The sequence below is a fragment of the Burkholderia sp. 28_3 genome (genome assembly GCF_003253915.1).
GTDB classification, from domain to species: Bacteria; Pseudomonadota; Gammaproteobacteria; order Burkholderiales; family Burkholderiaceae; genus Burkholderia; species Burkholderia cenocepacia.
In genome coordinates this window covers 818,405-835,845 of the sequence record NZ_QKZF01000001.1, presented here as the reverse complement: position 1 = coordinate 835,845, position 17,441 = coordinate 818,405, and the positions used below count along the sequence as shown (strand labels likewise).

The 17,441-nt window shown below is 61.9% G+C and carries 11 protein-coding genes; 7 read left to right on the top strand and 4 right to left on the bottom strand.

All coding sequences use genetic code 11. The annotated features are described in order from the left end of the window. The first annotated feature begins 589 nt into the window (after positions 1 to 589). The 6 genes from DFS13_RS03905 to DFS13_RS03880 all read left to right on the top strand — a co-directional run bounded on the left by DFS13_RS03905 (position 590) and on the right by DFS13_RS03880 (position 10,656). Positions 590 to 2,905, top strand: coding sequence for a GNVR domain-containing protein (locus DFS13_RS03905; RefSeq protein ID WP_034202432.1), 2,316 nt, complete (start codon positions 590 to 592; stop codon positions 2,903 to 2,905). Positions 2,906 to 3,101: 196 nt separating this feature from the next. Beyond that, positions 3,102 to 4,526 carry a DUF6418 domain-containing protein gene (locus tag DFS13_RS03900; protein WP_060212332.1) on the top strand — a complete coding sequence of 475 codons (1,425 nt, stop codon included), beginning with the start codon at positions 3,102 to 3,104 and terminating at the stop codon, positions 4,524 to 4,526. A 174-nt stretch (positions 4,527 to 4,700) separates the two neighbouring features. Continuing rightward, entirely contained in the window at positions 4,701 to 5,846 is a 1,146-nt protein-coding gene (locus DFS13_RS03895) for an acyltransferase (protein WP_006490766.1), read from the top strand. 209 nt (positions 5,847 to 6,055) lie between these two features. Further along, positions 6,056 to 7,867: an alpha/beta hydrolase gene (locus DFS13_RS03890; RefSeq protein WP_034202430.1), complete on the top strand. Its 1,812-nt coding sequence runs from the start codon at positions 6,056 to 6,058 to the stop codon at positions 7,865 to 7,867. Positions 7,868 to 8,173: 306 nt separating this feature from the next. Then, entirely contained in the window at positions 8,174 to 9,364 is a 1,191-nt protein-coding gene (locus DFS13_RS03885; protein ID WP_034202429.1) for a glycosyltransferase family 4 protein, read from the top strand. A 38-nt stretch (positions 9,365 to 9,402) separates the two neighbouring features. Further along, positions 9,403 to 10,656, top strand: coding sequence for an oligosaccharide flippase family protein (locus DFS13_RS03880; RefSeq protein ID WP_034202428.1), 1,254 nt, complete (start codon positions 9,403 to 9,405; stop codon positions 10,654 to 10,656). A gap of 153 nt (positions 10,657 to 10,809) precedes the next feature. Here the strand turns inward: DFS13_RS03880 and DFS13_RS03875 are convergent, their stop codons facing one another. Together DFS13_RS03875 and DFS13_RS03870 are read right to left on the bottom strand one after the other, a co-directional pair. Then, positions 10,810 to 11,889, bottom strand: coding sequence for a glycosyltransferase family 1 protein (locus tag DFS13_RS03875; RefSeq protein WP_006490756.1), 1,080 nt, complete (start codon positions 11,887 to 11,889; stop codon positions 10,810 to 10,812). A 21-nt stretch (positions 11,890 to 11,910) separates the two neighbouring features. Further along, positions 11,911 to 13,065, bottom strand: coding sequence for a glycosyltransferase (locus DFS13_RS03870; protein WP_034202427.1), 1,155 nt, complete (start codon positions 13,063 to 13,065; stop codon positions 11,911 to 11,913). Between the two features lie 515 nt (positions 13,066 to 13,580). Here DFS13_RS03870 and DFS13_RS03865 point away from each other — a divergent pair. Then, the gene (locus DFS13_RS03865; protein ID WP_080747311.1) at positions 13,581 to 15,026 is read left to right on the top strand and encodes a right-handed parallel beta-helix repeat-containing protein; all 1,446 of its coding nucleotides are present in this window, start codon (positions 13,581 to 13,583) and stop codon (positions 15,024 to 15,026) included. Positions 15,027 to 15,120: 94 nt separating this feature from the next. On the opposite strand, the gene DFS13_RS03860 is transcribed toward DFS13_RS03865, so the two are convergent. Continuing rightward, on the bottom strand, positions 15,121 to 16,641 hold the full coding sequence (locus DFS13_RS03860) for a mannose-1-phosphate guanylyltransferase/mannose-6-phosphate isomerase (protein WP_006490764.1): 1,521 nt from the start codon (positions 16,639 to 16,641) through the stop codon (positions 15,121 to 15,123). Next, complete coding sequence (locus DFS13_RS03855; protein ID WP_012493292.1) at positions 16,638 to 17,216, bottom strand: drug:proton antiporter; 579 nt, start codon at positions 17,214 to 17,216, stop codon at positions 16,638 to 16,640. Before DFS13_RS03855 ends, DFS13_RS03860 begins: the two co-directional genes overlap by 4 nt. Between the last annotated feature and the right edge of the window lie 225 nt (positions 17,217 to 17,441).

Genomic DNA, 17,441 nt, shown 5'->3' with positions numbered 1-17,441 from the left:
GACATGGCGGGCGTTCATCCCCCTGCCCATATGCTGGCCGTCCCGATCAACCGACTGTCGGACGCCTCGAAGTCATCGCATGCTGTCGGGTGAACCGGCCGACCCGAGATTGATTCCCGCATGGATCATGTTGGATGAACCACGGAAAAAAGGATGTGCGTTAGTTCACCAAGCCGCGGATGGCAGGTCGGATTGGCCGCTCGAGATGCGTGGCTGACGTGGGCCAAAAACAGGGCCAAACCTTGTCGAGCGAGTGAGTTCAGGGAGGCCGGGCACGTTGTGTCGAACCGCTCCTCGACGTCGTACGAGACGGGGTGGCAACCCGGAGGTTCGCTTACTCGGAGCTTCTTAATGTAAGGAATCGCACTCAGAAAACCACGCATTTATCGCATAGTGACCTGAACAGGCAAGGGCATTTGTTTCTGTTCGGGACTCGGCGGTGCGGTCGTGCATGCAGGCGGTCGGACGCAGACAAGTGCCTCGCATGATGTGCCGAGAGAATGACCCGGATCGACTGGCGCGACATGCGTGATCAATAGCACGCACGGTGACAGGATGCCCGTCAGAATGGCAATTTGGGAGCGTATGCATGACATTGGATAGGCCTTCATCGAAGCAATCCCGAGACCGGCCGGGAAGTGTTTCTCGCAACGGGGTTGACTTCACGCTGGTCCAGTTGCTGGAAAACGTGTTCGATCACGGGCGTGTTTTCCTGGCCGTTTTCCTGGGATGTTTGCTGCTGGCGCTCGTGTATGCCATTGCGGCAACACCGGTGTACTCCGTGGATACGTTGATCCAGGTCCAGGAAAACAAGCACAGTGCGCTCGGTTCGCTATCCGAAATTTCGAACGCGCTGGATATCGAGAACTCGGCCGTAGTCGGCGAGATCGATATCGCGCGCTCGCGCGCGGTCGTCACCCAGGCCATTGACGCTACCGTCGCGCAGGTGGATGTGTCGGTCCGGAATACGATTCCGCTCGTTGGCGGTTTACTCGGTTCGATATTGCCGAAGGATCGCAATGGCCTCGTCGAGCCGTGGTTCAATACGCCGTTCTGGGCGTGGGGTGGCGAGAGGATCGAGTTCACCAAATTCGACGTTCCGGATGCGCAGCTCGGCAAGAAACTGGAGCTCGACTATCTCGACGGCAATCGCTTCCTGTTGAAGGACAGCAATGATCAAGAGGTGTTGACCGGGAAAGTCGGCCAACCGAGCGAAGCCAACGGATATCGGGTAGAGATATCGCGCATCGTGGCACGCGTCGGTACGGAATTCCGCGTGCGCCGTGTCGCCACGCCGGTGCGACTCGAGGCGGTCCTGAAAAAACTGAACGGCGCGGAAACGAAACGCCAGTCGGGCATCATGCAACTGAGTTTCGAAGACCCCGACCCGGTGTTTGCCGCGCGGCTGCTCAACGCCATTGCCACCGCCTATCTGGATGCCAAGGCGAAGCGACGCTCGGAGGACGCCGAACACAGTCTGACGTTTCTCGACACGCAATTGCCGCTGGTGAAGAAGCGACTGGAGCAGGCTGAACATGCGTTGAACGAGTTTCGCAATGCGCAGGGGTCGATCGATGCGCAAGGTGATGTGCAACTGCTTATCGACCAGTTGGCCTTGGTCGAAAAGTCACGGCTCGAAGCCAAGCTCGAGTATCAGGATCTGGCGTCGAAGTATGTCGCCGGACAGCCTCAGCTCACCGCGGTAGCCAGCAAGCTGAAGACGCTCGATCAACAGTCGGCGGAATTGAAAAGCAGGGTTGCGCGCTTGCCGTCGCAGCAGCAGACCTATTTGCGTCTGTCACGCGACGTCGATGTCAATAATCAGCTCTATATCGGCTTGATGAACAACGCGCAGCAGCTGCAAATTGCCAAGGCGGGCACGGTCGGCAATGCGTCCGTCATCGACAAGGCCGATGTCAGCGACAAACCGGTTCAGCCGAAGCGCCTGCTCGTCATCGTGCTGGGTGCGGCAATCGGATTGATATTGGGCGTTGCTGCGGCACAAGGCTGCGCGCTGTTTTTCCAGCGCGTCCGGAATCCGGAGCAATTGGAGCAAGTGGCCGGCGTCCCGGTGCTGGGCATTCTCCCGGTCTCGCCCCATCAGGTCGAGGCCGACCTGAACGACCGGGCAGCGTTCATTGCTGCCAGGGAGTATCCGGATACGCCGCTGACCGAAGCGCTGGACAATCTGGCTCTGTTGCTGCGTTACGGGCCGAGTGCTGAGCAGGGGAAATCAAGGGTCGTTCTGATCACGTCGCCGGAGCCGGCGCAGGGCAGGTCGATGATTTCCGCCAATCTCGCCTACCTCTTATCGGAAAGCGGTCTCAAAACCTTGCTTGTGCGCACCGATGCGGACGAATCGGGCGGAGATCGACACGTGGCGGTGAAGTACCAGAAAGGATTGTCGGATGTCGTGACCGGTTCGCTGGAACTCGGGAAGGCGATCGTCCACATCCGTGAAAATTTCGATGTGCTGCCTGCCGGAAAACGTGTCGAGCCGTGGCGACACCTGTTCGAAACGAAACGGCTCGAGCCGTTGATCACCGCATGGCGAAGCGAATACGACGTGGTCGTCGTGGATGCGCCGTCGGCGCGCCCGGCGGCGAACGTCGCGATGTTGTCGAGGCTCATGGACGTCACGTTGATGGTGGCGCGACAAGGTTCGGTCAGCTACGCCGGCGTGGTGGATGCGATCCGGAATTTGAATCGGGTCGGCGTGAAGGTAGACGGGCTGGTATTCAACGGCTTTCAGCCTTCACCGTTGCAGTGGAGCCATTACGCGAACGTCCGTCGACATACGAAAGCGGTCAAGTCGCGGATAGAGCCGGGCGACGTCGTACCCAATGCATTTCTGTTCAGGGCATGGGAGCGGGTAAGAAAGGGACTGCTGAGAAATGTTGCCTGATGTCGCTTGCATGGGTCGATTCGCTGGTTCATGACGGAATCAAGCGATATGGCGGGATGTTTCAGCGCGCCCGTCACAAGCGCGATGCACGTTGGGGCACCGGCGCAGGTTCGCGCAAGGGCGCAATCGTGCGGCGGCCGCGGCGTGCGCAGGCTCGGCCGGGGTGCCGCCGGTGGAACGAATTTCGGGTTGCAGCATGATAGATAAGACTACGCGAGCGATACCGGTCACCGGCCCCATATCCGCAACCGGGGTGACGATATCGACGCTACTCGCGCTTGCATTTGTGATCAACGCGATGATGCCGGCGCTCGGAATGAAAGCGGAGAGCGCCACATGCACGTTGTTGTTGGCAACATCGGGGCTCGTCGTCCTGGTCAAGTATCGTCCGGTGTTTGCCGTGACGGTGCTCTATGTGCTCGCGATCGGGCTGACCGCATTTCTTGCCGGCGTGGGACTGGAGGACGGTGGATACCTGCGGGAAACCGATATCTCGGGTGAGGCGACCGGCGCTTTCAGCCGACTCCTTTCGTTCTATCTGGTTTTTGTCGTCTGTGCGCTCGTTGCATTCGACCGGTTCCTGGATGAGCGCCCGTCGCACAAGTCGATCAGGGCGCGGATTGCATTGCAACCTGTCAGCGTGGCGATGGGGTTCGCACTTGCGGCCGCGATCATCGTGACCGGTGTGCTGGCGGGGTTGACGTCGGGATTCTCGCTGTTTACCGGCATCAACCGGTATGCGTTGCGCAACGACGCGTCGAACGGCGCGATGTTCAATCTGTTCCTGAACAATCAGACCTTCATGGGTTTTTTGCTGGGCACCATCGCCACCAGTTCCAATAAACGCATCCGGTGGTTGGCGATCGTCACGATGGCGGTCGATCTCGGGCTCAACGTGCTGCATGGGGAGCAGTTCATGGCGGTGCTGCATATCGGCCTGTGCTCGCTGGCGCCGTTCATCGCGATTCATGCGATGAACGGCAAACCGGTCGTGCGTTATCTGGGTATCGGTGCGGGACTGGCGTTGTTGCTCGGCACCGTTTCCATCATTTACGCCTACCGGGGGCAGGGGCTGGAAGTGGCCGATGTGATCTCGTCGCGCTTTTTGCTGCAGGGGCAGCCGTGGTACGTGGTGGACGGTGATGCGCGCATGTTCGCGGCGCCGGCGCTGGGTGGCGCGGCTGCTTTTTGGCGTTTCGTGAACTCTCTCGCTTCCTGGACGATGCCGACCTTTTTCGACGATTCCCAACCGAGTGGTTTGCGTGACTTGATGGTTTCGTATATGGAGCCTCAGCTCCTCAAGGCCTACATCTTCGACGACGTCACGTTCACGATGGGAAACATGGCGGTGCCGGTGTATTGGTTTGGTTATGCCGGGGGGGCGGCCTTCGTCGCGATGACCGGCGTCGTGTACGGCGCGCTGGCCGCGTTGCAGATCCTGGTCACGATGCGTGGCGGGGTTGTGATGTTGTGGCTGATGGCGAAGGTCTTTTCGTATGCGACCTTTGCCGTTCAGCAAGGCGATTACTGGATGATGTTCGGTTCGCGCACGGCTTTCTATGCGTTGGCCGCGCTGGCCTGGTGGTACGTGATCGACCGGAAGCATTCCGGCGCGAGCTGAGGCGGCATGCGCCTGGGTCGTCGCGCGAAACGAGGGCGATGTCGACGACCGGAACCGTTTCGGTCGATGCGTCGAGCGTGGATGTCGCGTCGCGAACGTACGGGCGATGGATTCGACTTCGATCGCAGCGCCGGAAAGTCGTGACGAGACACCCCGGTTTTTACTATTTCAGCCATGTCCCACTCGAACGATTCGAAGCGATTTCACCATGTCGATGCCATGCGCGCGGTTGCGGTGATACTCGTCATATGGACGCACTATGCCGAGCGATTCGCTCCGCTGGCGGGCTCGCAATACATGCTCGACACGCTGCAGCGCTCCATGAATTTCGGGCGTGTTGGCGTGGTGGTGTTTTTCGCGATCAGCGGCATGCTGATTCCAAGCAGCCTGCACGGGGAGGTTGGTGCGGGAACGAAGCGGTTTCTCGTTCGAAGATTCTTCCGGCTATACCCGGCTTACTGGTTGGCGCTGCCTTTGGGATATTTTGTCCATTGGTATCTGTTCGATAAAAAGATGGATGTCGATGGAATCGTCGCGAACGTCACCATGATGCCCGCCGCATTCGGAGAGAGCCTGATATTGCCGCATGGTTGGACGCTGGAGACAGAACTGGTTTTTTACGGGCTGTGTCTGGTCCTGTTCTGGAGCGGCGTACTTCACCGGATGTTCTGTCTGTGCGTTGTCAGTATCGGATTGACAGGGCTGTTCGTGATGATCGTCGGATTGAAACTCGCTCCGGCCGGTATGCCCAGCGAATACAAGACCATGCCATATCATCTCGGCATCATGTTTTGGGGCGCGTGCTTTCGCCAGGCATACGACACGCCTCTCAAATTGCTGCGCGCGGGATGGCCGTGGCGTGGTGCTCCGGGCCGAATCGCGATCACTTACCGATCGGCGGCAGCCGGCCTGACGGCGGTGATGGCAAGTGTCGCGCTGATGGGGGCGCTCAGCGATTGGCGACATCACAACATGGAGCACTTTCCGACTTCGCTCGCTTACTTCATCGGCATCGTGATGTTCACCGCATTGGCGACGATTCTGAAGCTCCGCATTCGCCTGCTTTCATGGCTCGGCGAGATCAGTTACTCGATCTACTTGCTGCATAGCCTTCCGCTGTTTGCAATGTTCTGGTTGTGCCAGCGTTTCCACATTACTGGTTGGCCGCTCGGTCTCTACATGATCGTACCGATCCTGCCTTTGATTCCGTTGTCTTGGGCCGGCTATCGGTTGTGCGAAGCACCGTTTGTGCAGTTTGCGCGTACGCTCACCGCGCGCCGGAGAAGCAATCTGTTTGCCTCCGGCGAGGCTGATGGCTGACGCTTGATTGGCGCAGATCGGCCCGCGGCACCAGGGCCGGTTGGAAAAGATCAAACGCGGATGGTTCGCGGGAGCGGGAAACGGCGCCCGATATCTTCCGGGGGATGCTGGAGTCGGCATGAAACGGATATCGGTTGGTCCCGGGCGATTGACGGGGAACACGCCCTGTAACGGATTTCACTAGCGTTTATTAAAACAAGGATAAGACCATGACACCTGTCCAGTTTGATGGATGCGTCGGCTGGCTTCACGAGGGCACCCGAACACACGGCATCGTCATTTGCGAGCCGCTCGGTCACGAAGCACTCTGGCTTCACAAACTCGTGCGTTCACTCGCCGAGCATCTTTCGGAGCGCGGCTTTCCTGTGCTGCGCTTTCATTACCCGGCAAGTGGCGATTCGCTCGGCGACGAAAGCGATCCCGGTCGCTTCGGCCAGATGCTCGGTAGCGTTCGATCCGCCGTACACGCGTTGCGAGAGCGCGTCGCGCTGGACCGTCTGACGCTCATCGGGGTGCGTGCCGGCGCGGCCGTGGCGCTTCTCGCCGCGGACGGCATCCCCGGGCTTACGCGTTTCGTCGCGCTTGCGCCCGTCGTGCGCGGTCGCGGCTACCTCCGCGAGCTCTCCGTCGTCGCGCAACATTGGCTCGACAACGCCCCGCCGACCGTGCGAGGCGCGGTTCGCGACGAGAAACCCCTGAACATACTCGGACACACGTACCCCGACGATCTGGTCGACGCGCTTCGGCGTATCGATCTGTTGCAGGCTGCCCGTCAATCGGGCACGTTGCCGGCGCGCGCATTGCTTGTCGATGCACCGTACGGCGACAGTGCGATGCTATCGGACGCGTTGCAGGCACGTGGTGTCGCGGTCAGCGTTCATGCATGCGCGGACTGGGCGGCCGCAATGCGAGAGCCGCACTGGTCGCGGTGGCCGGCGGCATTGCTCGACACGATTGCGGGCTGGTTCGACGACGATCCCGAGCCGGCCGTCAACGCGCCCGCGCGATGCCTCGACCCCGGCGTGGTACTCACGGGACAAGGGAGCGTCGAACGAATCGTTCGCGTGGGACCGCGGCAACTGGTCGGGGTGCTGTGCGAGCCGACCGAAGACATCATGCGGGCCGCCGCGCCAACGCTCCTGATCACGAATACGGCGGCCAATTCGCGCGTCGCGGACGGACGTTTCGCCGTCCGGCTGGCCCGGTCGCTCGCCGCGCAAGGCATCTGCAGCCTGCGGATCGATGCGAGCGGAATCGGCGACAGCGGCACGCATGCGCGTGACGATCAATCGGACATCCCGTATTCGGATCAGGTGATCACCGACATGGTTTCGGCGGCAGAGTGGCTGAAAGAGGCCGGGCATCACAAGGTTGTCACATTCGGGATTTGCTCCGGCGCGTACACGTCGCTTCATGCCGCGTCGAGCGGGCAGCTTGCCGGCGCGATCGCGATCAATCTCCCGGTTTTCGTGTGGCCTCGCGGAGAGACGCTCGCGAACGTGATCAAGAATCAGACGAATTCGATGCGAGGCTATCTGGCATCGTTGCGCAGTATTGGAAAGTGGCGTCGCCTGCTGCGCAGTGGTCGTGATCTGCGTCCGGTTCTGCGCGGATTAACGCGCTTCGTCGCAGATTTCATGTGGGTGCCGGTCATGCGTGCCGCGGAACGGGTCGGGTGGTGCCCGGGCAAGGATACGCCGCGAGGATTGCTGCGCGACATGTCGGCGCGCGGCATTCGCACCCATCTGATTTACGGCACGTTCGATCCCGGTGTCGATACGCTGGTACGGCATTTCGGCCCTGCTTCGCGTGCGTTTGCCCGTTTGCCGAACATGTCGGTCGATCTGCGGGATGCCGTCGATCATTCATTGTACGGCACTGCTGCCGCGCAATATGTCATCGACCGGTGTACTGGGCTGCTTGCCGGTTGGCGGGCGCCGGCAGAGCTGGCGGCACCGGAGAAAACGAAACATTTGATGGCGTCGCATTCACGCAAGCGGCGCACCGAATCGACACTCTAGGTCGCAGCGGTACCGTTGCCGCCGGGCAGGTAGGGTGAACCGGTTCTGAGTGACCATGCGAACAGATTCGTCGTTTCCGGTACGTTATCGTAGCGACGTAGTGTTTCACAGGGCCACTCGCCAGACGCACGTAGCGCCGTGGCTCCGCTCAGGAATGCCGATGAAACGAACTTGCCACGACTGCCGGAAATTGCGTAAATTTTACTGTTTGCAAGCGGTCTGTGATATTGCGCAGATCGCGTCTCGACGCGAAGACGATGACGGGGCGTTGAACTTCGGGCCTGATGCACGTCGAGGCCCGGCGTGATGCGCGTGTTGGTCATCAACGACTTCGTTCGAAAGGGAGGCGCGGAGGAGGTATACCGAATGTCCGTCGACGTGCTGCGCGCACGCAATGACGTGTCGGTCGAAACCTTCGACGAGCATGCGCTGCCCGGGGACGAAAATATTCGGCGCGCCCGTGTGTGGTCGCGTGCGACTGCGCATGCGCTCGGCGCGCTGCTCGACCGGTTTCGGCCACAACGCATTCTCGTACACAATTATCACAATCGCCTGTCGAGCGCGATCCTGCCCGTGCTTGCCCGCTACAAGCGGCGCTCGGGGTGTAGCCTGTACATGACGGCGCACGACTACCATCTCGTGTTCTACAATCCGAGCCTGCAGATCTATTCCGGCGGGCAGACGAAGCCGTTGTCGCTCGACCAGCTGCACGGCGTCCGGCGCTTCGTCTCTGTCGCCAGTCCGCACGGCATTCTCCACGACGTCGTGAAGAAGTTGCATTGGCACACGGTCAATGCGCTTTTCGACCCGCTCGGCCTGTTCGACGAAATCCTGTGTCCAAGCCCGTTCATGCGCGACCTGATCGCGCGATTCGGGCGCACCCGCGCCACGCTGCTATCGAATCCGATCGACGCGGCATTGGTTCCCCGCGCACCGAAACCGGCGCAGCGCGCGCGTCTGGATCTGGCGTTCGTCGGTCGTATCGAAGAGGACAAGGGCCTGGCGCCGTTTCTCGCGCTGATGGCCGATTCCGCCGGTGAAGCGATTGCATCGCTTACCGTTTATGGCGAAGGATCGGAGCGCGCTCGTCTCGAGGAATGCCACGCCGGCCTCGTCAAGGACGGAAGGCTGCGCTTTGCCGGCCGTCTCGACCATGCCGCGCTGTTCGCCGAGCTGCCGACGCACGACGCGCTTGTGCTTCCGTCGATCTGGGTGGAAAACGCCCCCCTCGTGATAGTCGAAGCCGCGGTCCTGGGCCTGCCGGTACTGGTGAACGACATCGGAAGTTTGTCGACGTTTGGCGACGAGATCGGCAACAAGATCCTCTATCGCAACACCCCCGAAGCGTTCTCGCGGGCAATCGACGCGCTACGCGCCCACCTCGACGACGGCACACGTCGCTACGACTGGTCGCGTTACTCGGTCGATTGCTACGCGTCGTCTCTGTATGCTGCACTCGGCATCGACCAGCATGCACCGCGCGTGCATGCCTGTTGACAGGCGATGCACTGTCCATCTTCAGTCAAGAAAGCACGATGACCGCCGTTCGAAAAAACTTCGCCATGTTGTTTGCGTTGCAGATCTCGACGTACGTCGTGCCGCTCGTCACGCTGCCGCTCTTGACCCGTGTGCTCGGCCCTCAACAGTACGGTCGGCTGTCGTTCGTGCTCGCGGTGACCACGTATTTCATCAATCTGGTGAATTACAGCTTCGACCTGACGGCAACGCCGCGTGTCGCGCTTGCGCGCGACAAGGTCGAGCGATCGAGCATTTTCTGGACGACCATCAGCGCGCAGTGGCTGATAACCATCGCGGGCTTCGCAGTACTCGTTGCGATGACGTCATTGATTCCGTACTTCGAGGCCGAGCGCACGGCGCTGCTGCTCGAATTCGGGATGGCAATCGGCGCCGCGCTTACGCCAGGGTGGTACTTTCAGGGCATTCAGAAACTGAGCGTGTTCAGCATGACGGTGGTCGGATATCGCGCACTCAGCGTCGCCGCCTTCTTCCTGTGGGTTCGCACCCCGGACGATATCCTGTACGCGGTCGCCATCAACGCGGCCGTGCCATTGCTCTGCGGAGCTACCTTGCTTGCTTACCTGTTTTTTTGCCGTGAGATCGCGCGTGTCCGCGTGCGGTTCGCCGATATTACCGAAGCGTTGAAAGGCGGCACGCAGGTGTTCCTCGCGTCGACGTCGATCTCGTTCTACGCATCGACCAACACCGTCCTGCTGAGTATCGTTTCCGGTCACGTCGCCGCAGGCTATTTTGCCGCCGGCGACAAGCTGATCCGTGCCGCTGTCGGCATGCTGCAGCCGCTGAGGGCAACGACATACCCGCATATCACTTACCTGATGCATAACGCACGTGACGAAGCGTTTGCGTTCCTGCGCAAGCTGATTGTCGTGCAGGGCGCGCTCGTGCTCGCAATGTCGGCAACGATCTACGAGTTCGCGCCGCTCGCCGTCCGGATCCTGTACGGAACCACGTTCGAGCCGACAGTCGCCGTACTGCGTTGTCTCGCCCTGGTACCGTTCATGGCATGCATGACCGATCTCTTTGGCGTTCAAACGATGCTGCCGCTGGGCATGAAGCGTGTCTTCAGCACCATTCTGATCTCGTCCGGCTTGCTGAACGTCACGATACTGCCGCCGCTTGCGTCGCTGTTTGCGGAGCGTGGGGCCGCCATTGCCGTCTTGATGGTCGAAACGACGGTGGCCGTCGTACTCATGTACGTGCTTTTCCGCGAACGGGTTGGCCTGATCAACATGCCGGCGAGATCGAGGTAACGCGGTTCGCGAGGCGACAGGTTGCGCTGCCGTCACGACGATTGCGAGGCAGGGCGACGGTGCGTGTCTTGATTGCGACGACCGCAGGCGCGAGCGCGGCGGGGTATGACGCGGCTCGCGGCCTCGGTCATGGCGACGACTTGTGTCGATCGCCTACAGCCTTTCGAATATTTCCGTCATCATTTTTGCGCTTTTGCTCCAGCAATATTTTTCCGCGTGATGGATTCCCTTCCGCTTGAGCTCGGCTCTGAGATCGTCGGAATCCAGCAGGCGCCGCAATTTTTCCGCAATGTCGTCCTGCGAATATGGATCGCAGTACAGCGTCGCATCGGAGCAGACCTCCGGTAGCGCCGCGGCTTTTCCGACGATCGTCGGACAGCCGTATCGCATCGCTTCAAGGGGCGGAATACCGAAACCTTCGTAAATTGACGGATACAGGAAGCAAACCGCATTTTGATACAGCGCCTTCAGTTGCTCGTCGCTGATGTAGCCGACGTACTTGATGTTCGGTTCTGCCGCCGCTACATGATCCTGGTTGCCGAACACGGTCGTGTTTCTCATCCCGACGATGACGAGATCGACCGACGGATCGTCGAGTTGCCGAAATGCCGCGATGAGCCGGCCGAAGTTCTTGGTGGGATTCATGCTGCTGACCGCGAGCACGAACCGGTTCGGCGTCAGCGAATGTGCGTCGAGCACGCTCGCGTCGGGCTCCAGCGAGTCGAGGTGATCCGCCCCGAGCGGAACGACGCTGATTTTCTCGGTGGAGATACCGCAGTGGTACGCGAGGCGATCCCGTGAAAAACGGGAATTGGTCAGCACGCAAGCGGAGGTTCTCGCCAGGATCCAGAACATGATCCGGTACCACATCCGAAACGACCGCGAAAAATGTGCAGGCGTGTCGAATACCGCCGCATCATGCATGTAGATGATCTGGTTGCGGATGAAAATGGACGCCGAATTGCCGAGATTGACGAGGCGCCCGGAGCGGGCGAAAAACGGCAGGACCAGTTGCTCCCAGACGACGCCTTTGTGAATGCCGACCTTGACGGTCCGCGCTCCATTCACCTCGACGCCAGGCTGGGGAGGCATAAGGAGGGTCACCGGGTCTTGCGGCTGAAACTTGATGAGCGCGGCGATCAGCTCGCGCGCCACTCGTTGCACTCCGGTCGTCTTCTGTGTCGTAAATCGACCGTTGTAAAGGAGCTGTTTCGGTTTTTTGAAAGCGGTCATGTCCATCATTGCATATCGAATTCAGAATCGGGCCTTGATGTGATCCAGGGCAACCGGTTCGAAACCGCGAGTACCGGCGTGAGACTCGACGGTATCCAGACCGTACAAGGCGTGCCACTGCCGGAAGACCGTGTTCATCGAAAACCTTTGAACCGCCCGCGTTCGGGCCGCGGCACCCATTTTTTCGCGAAGTTGCCGGTCGTCGCGCAGCTTGGTCAGATACGCGGCCATCTCGTCGACGCTTGACGCGACATATCCGGTCACGCCGTGAACCACCACATCGCGATTGCCGACGACGTCCGTCACCACGGCCGGGATGCCAGCAACCTGGGCCTCGATCAATGCGACCGGCATGCCTTCCCAGCGAGAGGTCTGGACATAGATGTCCAGTCCCGACGTGAGTGCCAGCGCGTGCGCGCGAGTCACCCAGCCGCTGCAGATGACGGCCTTGCCCTGGCGCGGATCCGGAATCTCGTTGGCGTCGCCGCCGATCCAGAGGAAGTCGACGTCGGCGCGCCGCAGTTTGGCGGCGAGTTCGACGAATGCATGATGGTTCTTCTGAAACGATGCCCGACCGCTCATTCCGATCACGGTTTTGCCATCGTCTCGTGTTCGGCGGGGCAGGATCTCGGCAACATCGACACCGTTTTCCACGAGGACGGCCGATTTGGCGCGGACCTTTTCCTTGATCTCGCCGAGTTCGCTGCCCGAGCAAGCGACAATGGTGCCGCCGATATGCGCGGCGATGCGTTCGAAGTTCAGATAGGCGCTTTGCCGCATGCGCGAAATGTCGAAGCGCAGGAACGAAAGCCCGTGAGGCGAATAGAGGACCCTGGCATCGGGGGCGGCAATCCTCGAAGCGAGACGCCCCAGCACACCGGCCTTCGACGAATGCAGATGAATCGCGGCCGGTCTGCAGTCGCGAAGAATCCTGACCAGCGCGCGTACGCTCAGCAGATCCTGCCGGATGCTGACCTCGCGAGTCATGTCGACGTGGATCAGCTTCACGTCAGGCCGAAACAGCGTCGAGAAATCGGCCGGTGTTTCCGGTCGAATCGAGTGCAGTACCGTTACGTCGATGCCGGCCGCCGCGGCATGGTTGGCAAGCTGGGTCAACATCGACAGCACGCCGCCACCGAACGCCTCGGCGATATGAACGATCTTTTTTGTGGTCATCTTTCGGCCTGTCGGTTCGATCGCGTTTTTCATCGCTCGCCGTGAAAGTGGTTGGACGGCGGATTGTCAAATTGCCGGACGGTTGCGCAGATGCAATGCCATGCCGATGAGATATGGATTCCTAATTTGTGAATCCATGAAGATCGAGAACATTGAATCCGTCGCGCCGGGGGGCAAAGGTGCGTGATCGGCTGGCGCCGCAGGTGGCGTCGATGCAGGTTGAGATCGGGCCACAGCCACGCGAGATCACGCGACCGAAAGTACCTGCCGTGGCGTACATCCGGTGCTTGAGTCATTGTGCAGCGCATGCGCGACGCGCTGGGTGCGATGGCTTACCGACGGAGGGATTAGTCGATCGCGGCTGCTGTCTGACGACATTCGTCGAGCGATTTGTCGTGCGGGTATTCGCGCGATGTACGCGTAACGCATCGTGGAATGGCACGGCATCACGTCGAGCTGGTGCCGGATATCTTGGTGTGCTGACGCACCGAGGGCCGCCCGGATCGAATGGTCCAATGGAAGGCGCCGTTCCGTTCGTTTCAACGGAGTCGCCGGTCTGCGCGGCGCTCGACGGTTGGCCGGAATACAGCCGGTTGCCATCGCCGGGAGCGATCGATGTCCAGGCAGCCGGCATGAATCATGTCTACCGCGAAAGCGGTTGTTCGAGCGCGCGTGCCAGCGCCGTGCGCCAGATTGTTCGAGGGAACGGATTCACTATGCGTGCTTCACGATGCCTGTCTCGCGTATGCGCCGTGATCGCCGGCATGTTCATGGCTGGTGGGTTGTGGTGGCCTGGGTGCGCCGTGGCGGCGCCCGGCGTGTCCACATCAGGTACACGGCATGAGGAGGTGCCGGATGCGTACGTTTATCCCGCTTCCGGCTCGGCCGATCAGGCGGATGAGCTGCAACGCGTGCTGGACGGCTTGCGTCCCGGGCAGCGACTGGTGTTCGCGCCTGGGCGGTATGTGGTCGGCCGTTCGTTGATCGTGCGGCGGCCGCATGTCGTGTTGTCGGGGTACGGCGCGACGCTGACGGCGACCAGGCCGGGTGACCAGACGATCGAGATGCGGGGCGACGGTACGACGCTGGTCGGATTCCGGCTCAAGGGCACCGGCACGACGCGTCTCGCGTCGCGGGAGTCGACCAAGGTCGAGGTCACGGGGCACGACGTGCAGGTGCTCGACAACGTCGTCGAAGGCGGTGCCAGCGCCGGCATTTTCGTGTTTGGCGGCTCGGACGTCGCGATCGTCGGAAACGAGGTACTGTCGACGCTTGCCGACGGCATTCACATGACGCATGGTGCACGCGACGTGCTGGTTCAAGGCAATGTCGTGCGTGACACCGGTGACGACATGATTGCCGTGGTGAGCTACCGCGGCGACGGGGTGCTGAGCCGCAACGTGCTGATCACGCGTAACTCGCTCGAAGGCAACACGTGGGGGCGCGGAATTACGGTGGTCGGTGGCGCGGACGTGACGATCTCGAACAACATCGTACGCAACGTACAGGTGAGCGCGGGGATTCTCGTCGCACAGGAGGACAGCTTCCAAACCTACGGCGCGTCCGGTGTCCGGATTGAGAATAATGTGATTGCGAACATCCAGACGGCGACCGGCCGGACCGATCCCCGCCCGCTCACGCAGCAGGGCGCGATAGAGGTCAGCACGTGGTCCGGCGCGGTGACGCAAGTGGCCGTGGTCGGCAATCGCGTATCGCAAGCACGCTTCGACGGCATTCGCCTGTGGGGGAACGTGTCCGGGGTCCGGCTCGCGGACAATCAACTGTCGGGGATCGGCGGCATGCCGGTACGGGTTGGCCCGAAGCACGATTGCGTGGTCGACTCCCCGACATCCGGGCCGTGTGCGATGACGCTTCAATCCCGCTCGGTCGCGCCTGACGTAGTCGGTGCGGATACGTCGTTGCTCCCGCGCGTACGCGAACTCGTCGGGCAGCCTCGTTGATTCCCGGCGCTGCCGGTCGACGGCGGAACGCGCGTCGCGAACGACGTCGACCGCTATCGGGTTCGCATGCGACGCGGGCGGCGCGTCGTATCCGCTATGTCTGTTGGGCCGGCAGTGCCTCGACCGCCCGCCCATACTGATCCTCGAAGCGAACGATATCGTCCTCGCCGAGATAGTTGCCCGACTGCACCTCGATGATTTCGAGCGGAATCCGGCCGGGATTCTCGAGTCGATGCACTTCGCCGACGGCGATGTACGTCGATTCGTTCTCGCCGAGCAGGAATGTTTCAGTGCCGCGCGTCACCTTCGCGGTGCCGCGCACGACGATCCAGTGCTCGGCGCGGTGATAGTGCATCTGCAACGACAGCCGCTTGCCGGGTTCGACCACGATCCGCTTCACCTGGAAGCGCTCGCCGAAATCGATCGAATCGTAGTGGCCCCACGGCCGCTGCACCTTGCGATGCTCGCTCGCCTGTGGTCGCTGGTCGGTCTTCAGGCGCGCGACGATGTTCTTCACACGCTGCACGTCGTGCTTGTTCGCGACCAGCACCGCGTCGGCCGTCTCGATCACGACGACGTCCTTCATCCCGACGCATGCGATGAGGCGGCCTTCCGAGCGCACGAGGCTGTCCTGCGTATCCTCGAACACGATCGGGCCGCGCGCGACGTTGCCGTCGTCGTCCTTCGGCATGATTTCCCAGATCGCGTCCCACGTGCCGACGTCCGACCAGCCGGCCGCGAGCGGCACCACGATGCCTTCGATGCCGAGTTCACCATGCTCCGCGAGGCGCTCCATCACCGCATAGTCGATCGAATCCGATGGGCACGCGTCGAAGGCCGCCGCATCGATCCGGAAGAACGGATCGTCGGCGACACCCGCGCGCCACGCGGTCTCGCAGGCCGCGTGGATGTCCGGCGCGAGCGCACCGATCGCCTTCAGCCAGACCGATGCGCGCGTGACGAAGATCCCGCTGTTCCACCAGTAGTCGCCCGATTGCAGGTAACGCTCGGCGAGCGTCGCGTCGGGTTTTTCGACGAAACGCCCGATCGCGTAGCCGCCCTGGCTGCCGTGGCGGCCGGAGCGCGGCTCGCCGACCTGGATGTAGCCGTAGCCCGTTTCCGCGCGACGCGGCAGCACGCCGAGCGTGACGATCGCGCCTTCCTGCGCGTAGCGCGCCGCGCGCGCGACCGCATCCTGGAACGCGCCGTCATCGACGATCACGTGGTCGGCCGGCATCACGGCGAGCACGGGATCGTCCGCGAGCGCGCTCGCGTCGAACGCGGCCAGCGTCAGCGCGGGCGCGGTGTTGCGCGCGGCAGGCTCCAGCAGGATGCGGGCGGGCGCCGAGCGACCGTGCACCTGCTCGGCGCTCATGAAGCGATGCTGTTCGCCGCATACCAGCAGCAGCGTATCGCCGAGCGACGCGTTCGCGATGCCGTTCAGGCGGCGCGCGGTTGCCGACAGCGGCGATTCGTTCGAGACCAGCTCGATCAGCTGCTTCGGATACTGTTCGCGCGACAGCGGCCACAGCCGCGTGCCGGAGCCGCCGGCGAGGATCACCGGCAGGATGCTCGGCAGATCGGGCTCGGGAACCGGATGAAGGGTGCGGGTCATCGGTTCGCTCCGGTATCGGCGGGTAGCCGGGTGTGAGCGCGGCCGTCGGCGCGCGAGTCGTCGTTGCGCGAGACCGAAACGGCCCGCGACAGCAGGTGACGCAGCGCGCCGGCGGCGCGGTCGGCCGACCGGACCAGGCCGACGAACGGCGCACCCTGTTCGAGATACGGGCCGTAGGCCTTGCGGAATCCGAACCGTTTGTAGAACGCCTGACGCGGCGCAGGGACGTGCGTGCGCACCGCGGTGTCCGGCCATGCGGCCTGCGCGGCGGTGAGCGCGCGCCCGATCAGCCGCTCGAGCGTGTCGTCGTCGCGGCAGCTTTCGCTCGTCAGCACCTTGTCGATCACGACGTCAGGATCGATGTCGTCGCCTGGCAGGATGCGCGCGTACGCGGCGACTTCCGTCGTGTCGCCGTCGTGCACGCTCGCGAAGACGTGCAGCGCGCCCGCGTCCTTGCCGTCGATGTCGAGATGCGTGTGGGCATCCTCGACCACCAGCACGGCGTTGCGCGCGCGCAGGATTGCATAGAGATCGACGGCGCTCAGATGTTCGAATTCACAACAATGCCATTCCATGATGCTGTCCTCGCGTGATGCCTTCGGCACGTCGCGCCGCACGGACGCGATCGTTCCGTGCGGCGCGGCGATCTTCATCATCCGGAAGCACGGTCCGGCGGTCTGTTCGAAAGCCTACTCACGCTCCGGATTCGCACGCCGGGCGCGGGATGCGAGGCGATGTTCGCGACGCGCGAGCGTCGCAATGTGCGGTAGCACACACCGTCGGGGCCGGTGCCTTTTCAT

What these genes read in the sequence shown, in the direction of transcription:
- DFS13_RS03865 (WP_080747311.1), top strand. Translation starts at nt 13,581, where the DNA reads ATGGAAGGCGCCGTTCCGTTCGTTTCAACGGAGTCGCCGGTCTGCGCG.
- DFS13_RS03900 (WP_060212332.1), top strand. Translation starts at nt 3,102, where the DNA reads ATGATAGATAAGACTACGCGAGCGATACCGGTCACCGGCCCCATATCC.
- DFS13_RS03880 (WP_034202428.1), top strand. Translation starts at nt 9,403, where the DNA reads ATGACCGCCGTTCGAAAAAACTTCGCCATGTTGTTTGCGTTGCAGATC.
- DFS13_RS03905 (WP_034202432.1), top strand. Translation starts at nt 590, where the DNA reads ATGACATTGGATAGGCCTTCATCGAAGCAATCCCGAGACCGGCCGGGA.
- DFS13_RS03885 (WP_034202429.1), top strand. Translation starts at nt 8,174, where the DNA reads ATGCGCGTGTTGGTCATCAACGACTTCGTTCGAAAGGGAGGCGCGGAG.
- DFS13_RS03875 (WP_006490756.1), bottom strand. Translation starts at nt 11,889, where the DNA reads ATGACCGCTTTCAAAAAACCGAAACAGCTCCTTTACAACGGTCGATTT.
- DFS13_RS03895 (WP_006490766.1), top strand. Translation starts at nt 4,701, where the DNA reads ATGTCCCACTCGAACGATTCGAAGCGATTTCACCATGTCGATGCCATG.
- DFS13_RS03890 (WP_034202430.1), top strand. Translation starts at nt 6,056, where the DNA reads ATGACACCTGTCCAGTTTGATGGATGCGTCGGCTGGCTTCACGAGGGC.
- DFS13_RS03855 (WP_012493292.1), bottom strand. Translation starts at nt 17,216, where the DNA reads ATGGAATGGCATTGTTGTGAATTCGAACATCTGAGCGCCGTCGATCTC.
- DFS13_RS03870 (WP_034202427.1), bottom strand. Translation starts at nt 13,065, where the DNA reads ATGACCACAAAAAAGATCGTTCATATCGCCGAGGCGTTCGGTGGCGGC.
- DFS13_RS03860 (WP_006490764.1), bottom strand. Translation starts at nt 16,641, where the DNA reads ATGACCCGCACCCTTCATCCGGTTCCCGAGCCCGATCTGCCGAGCATC.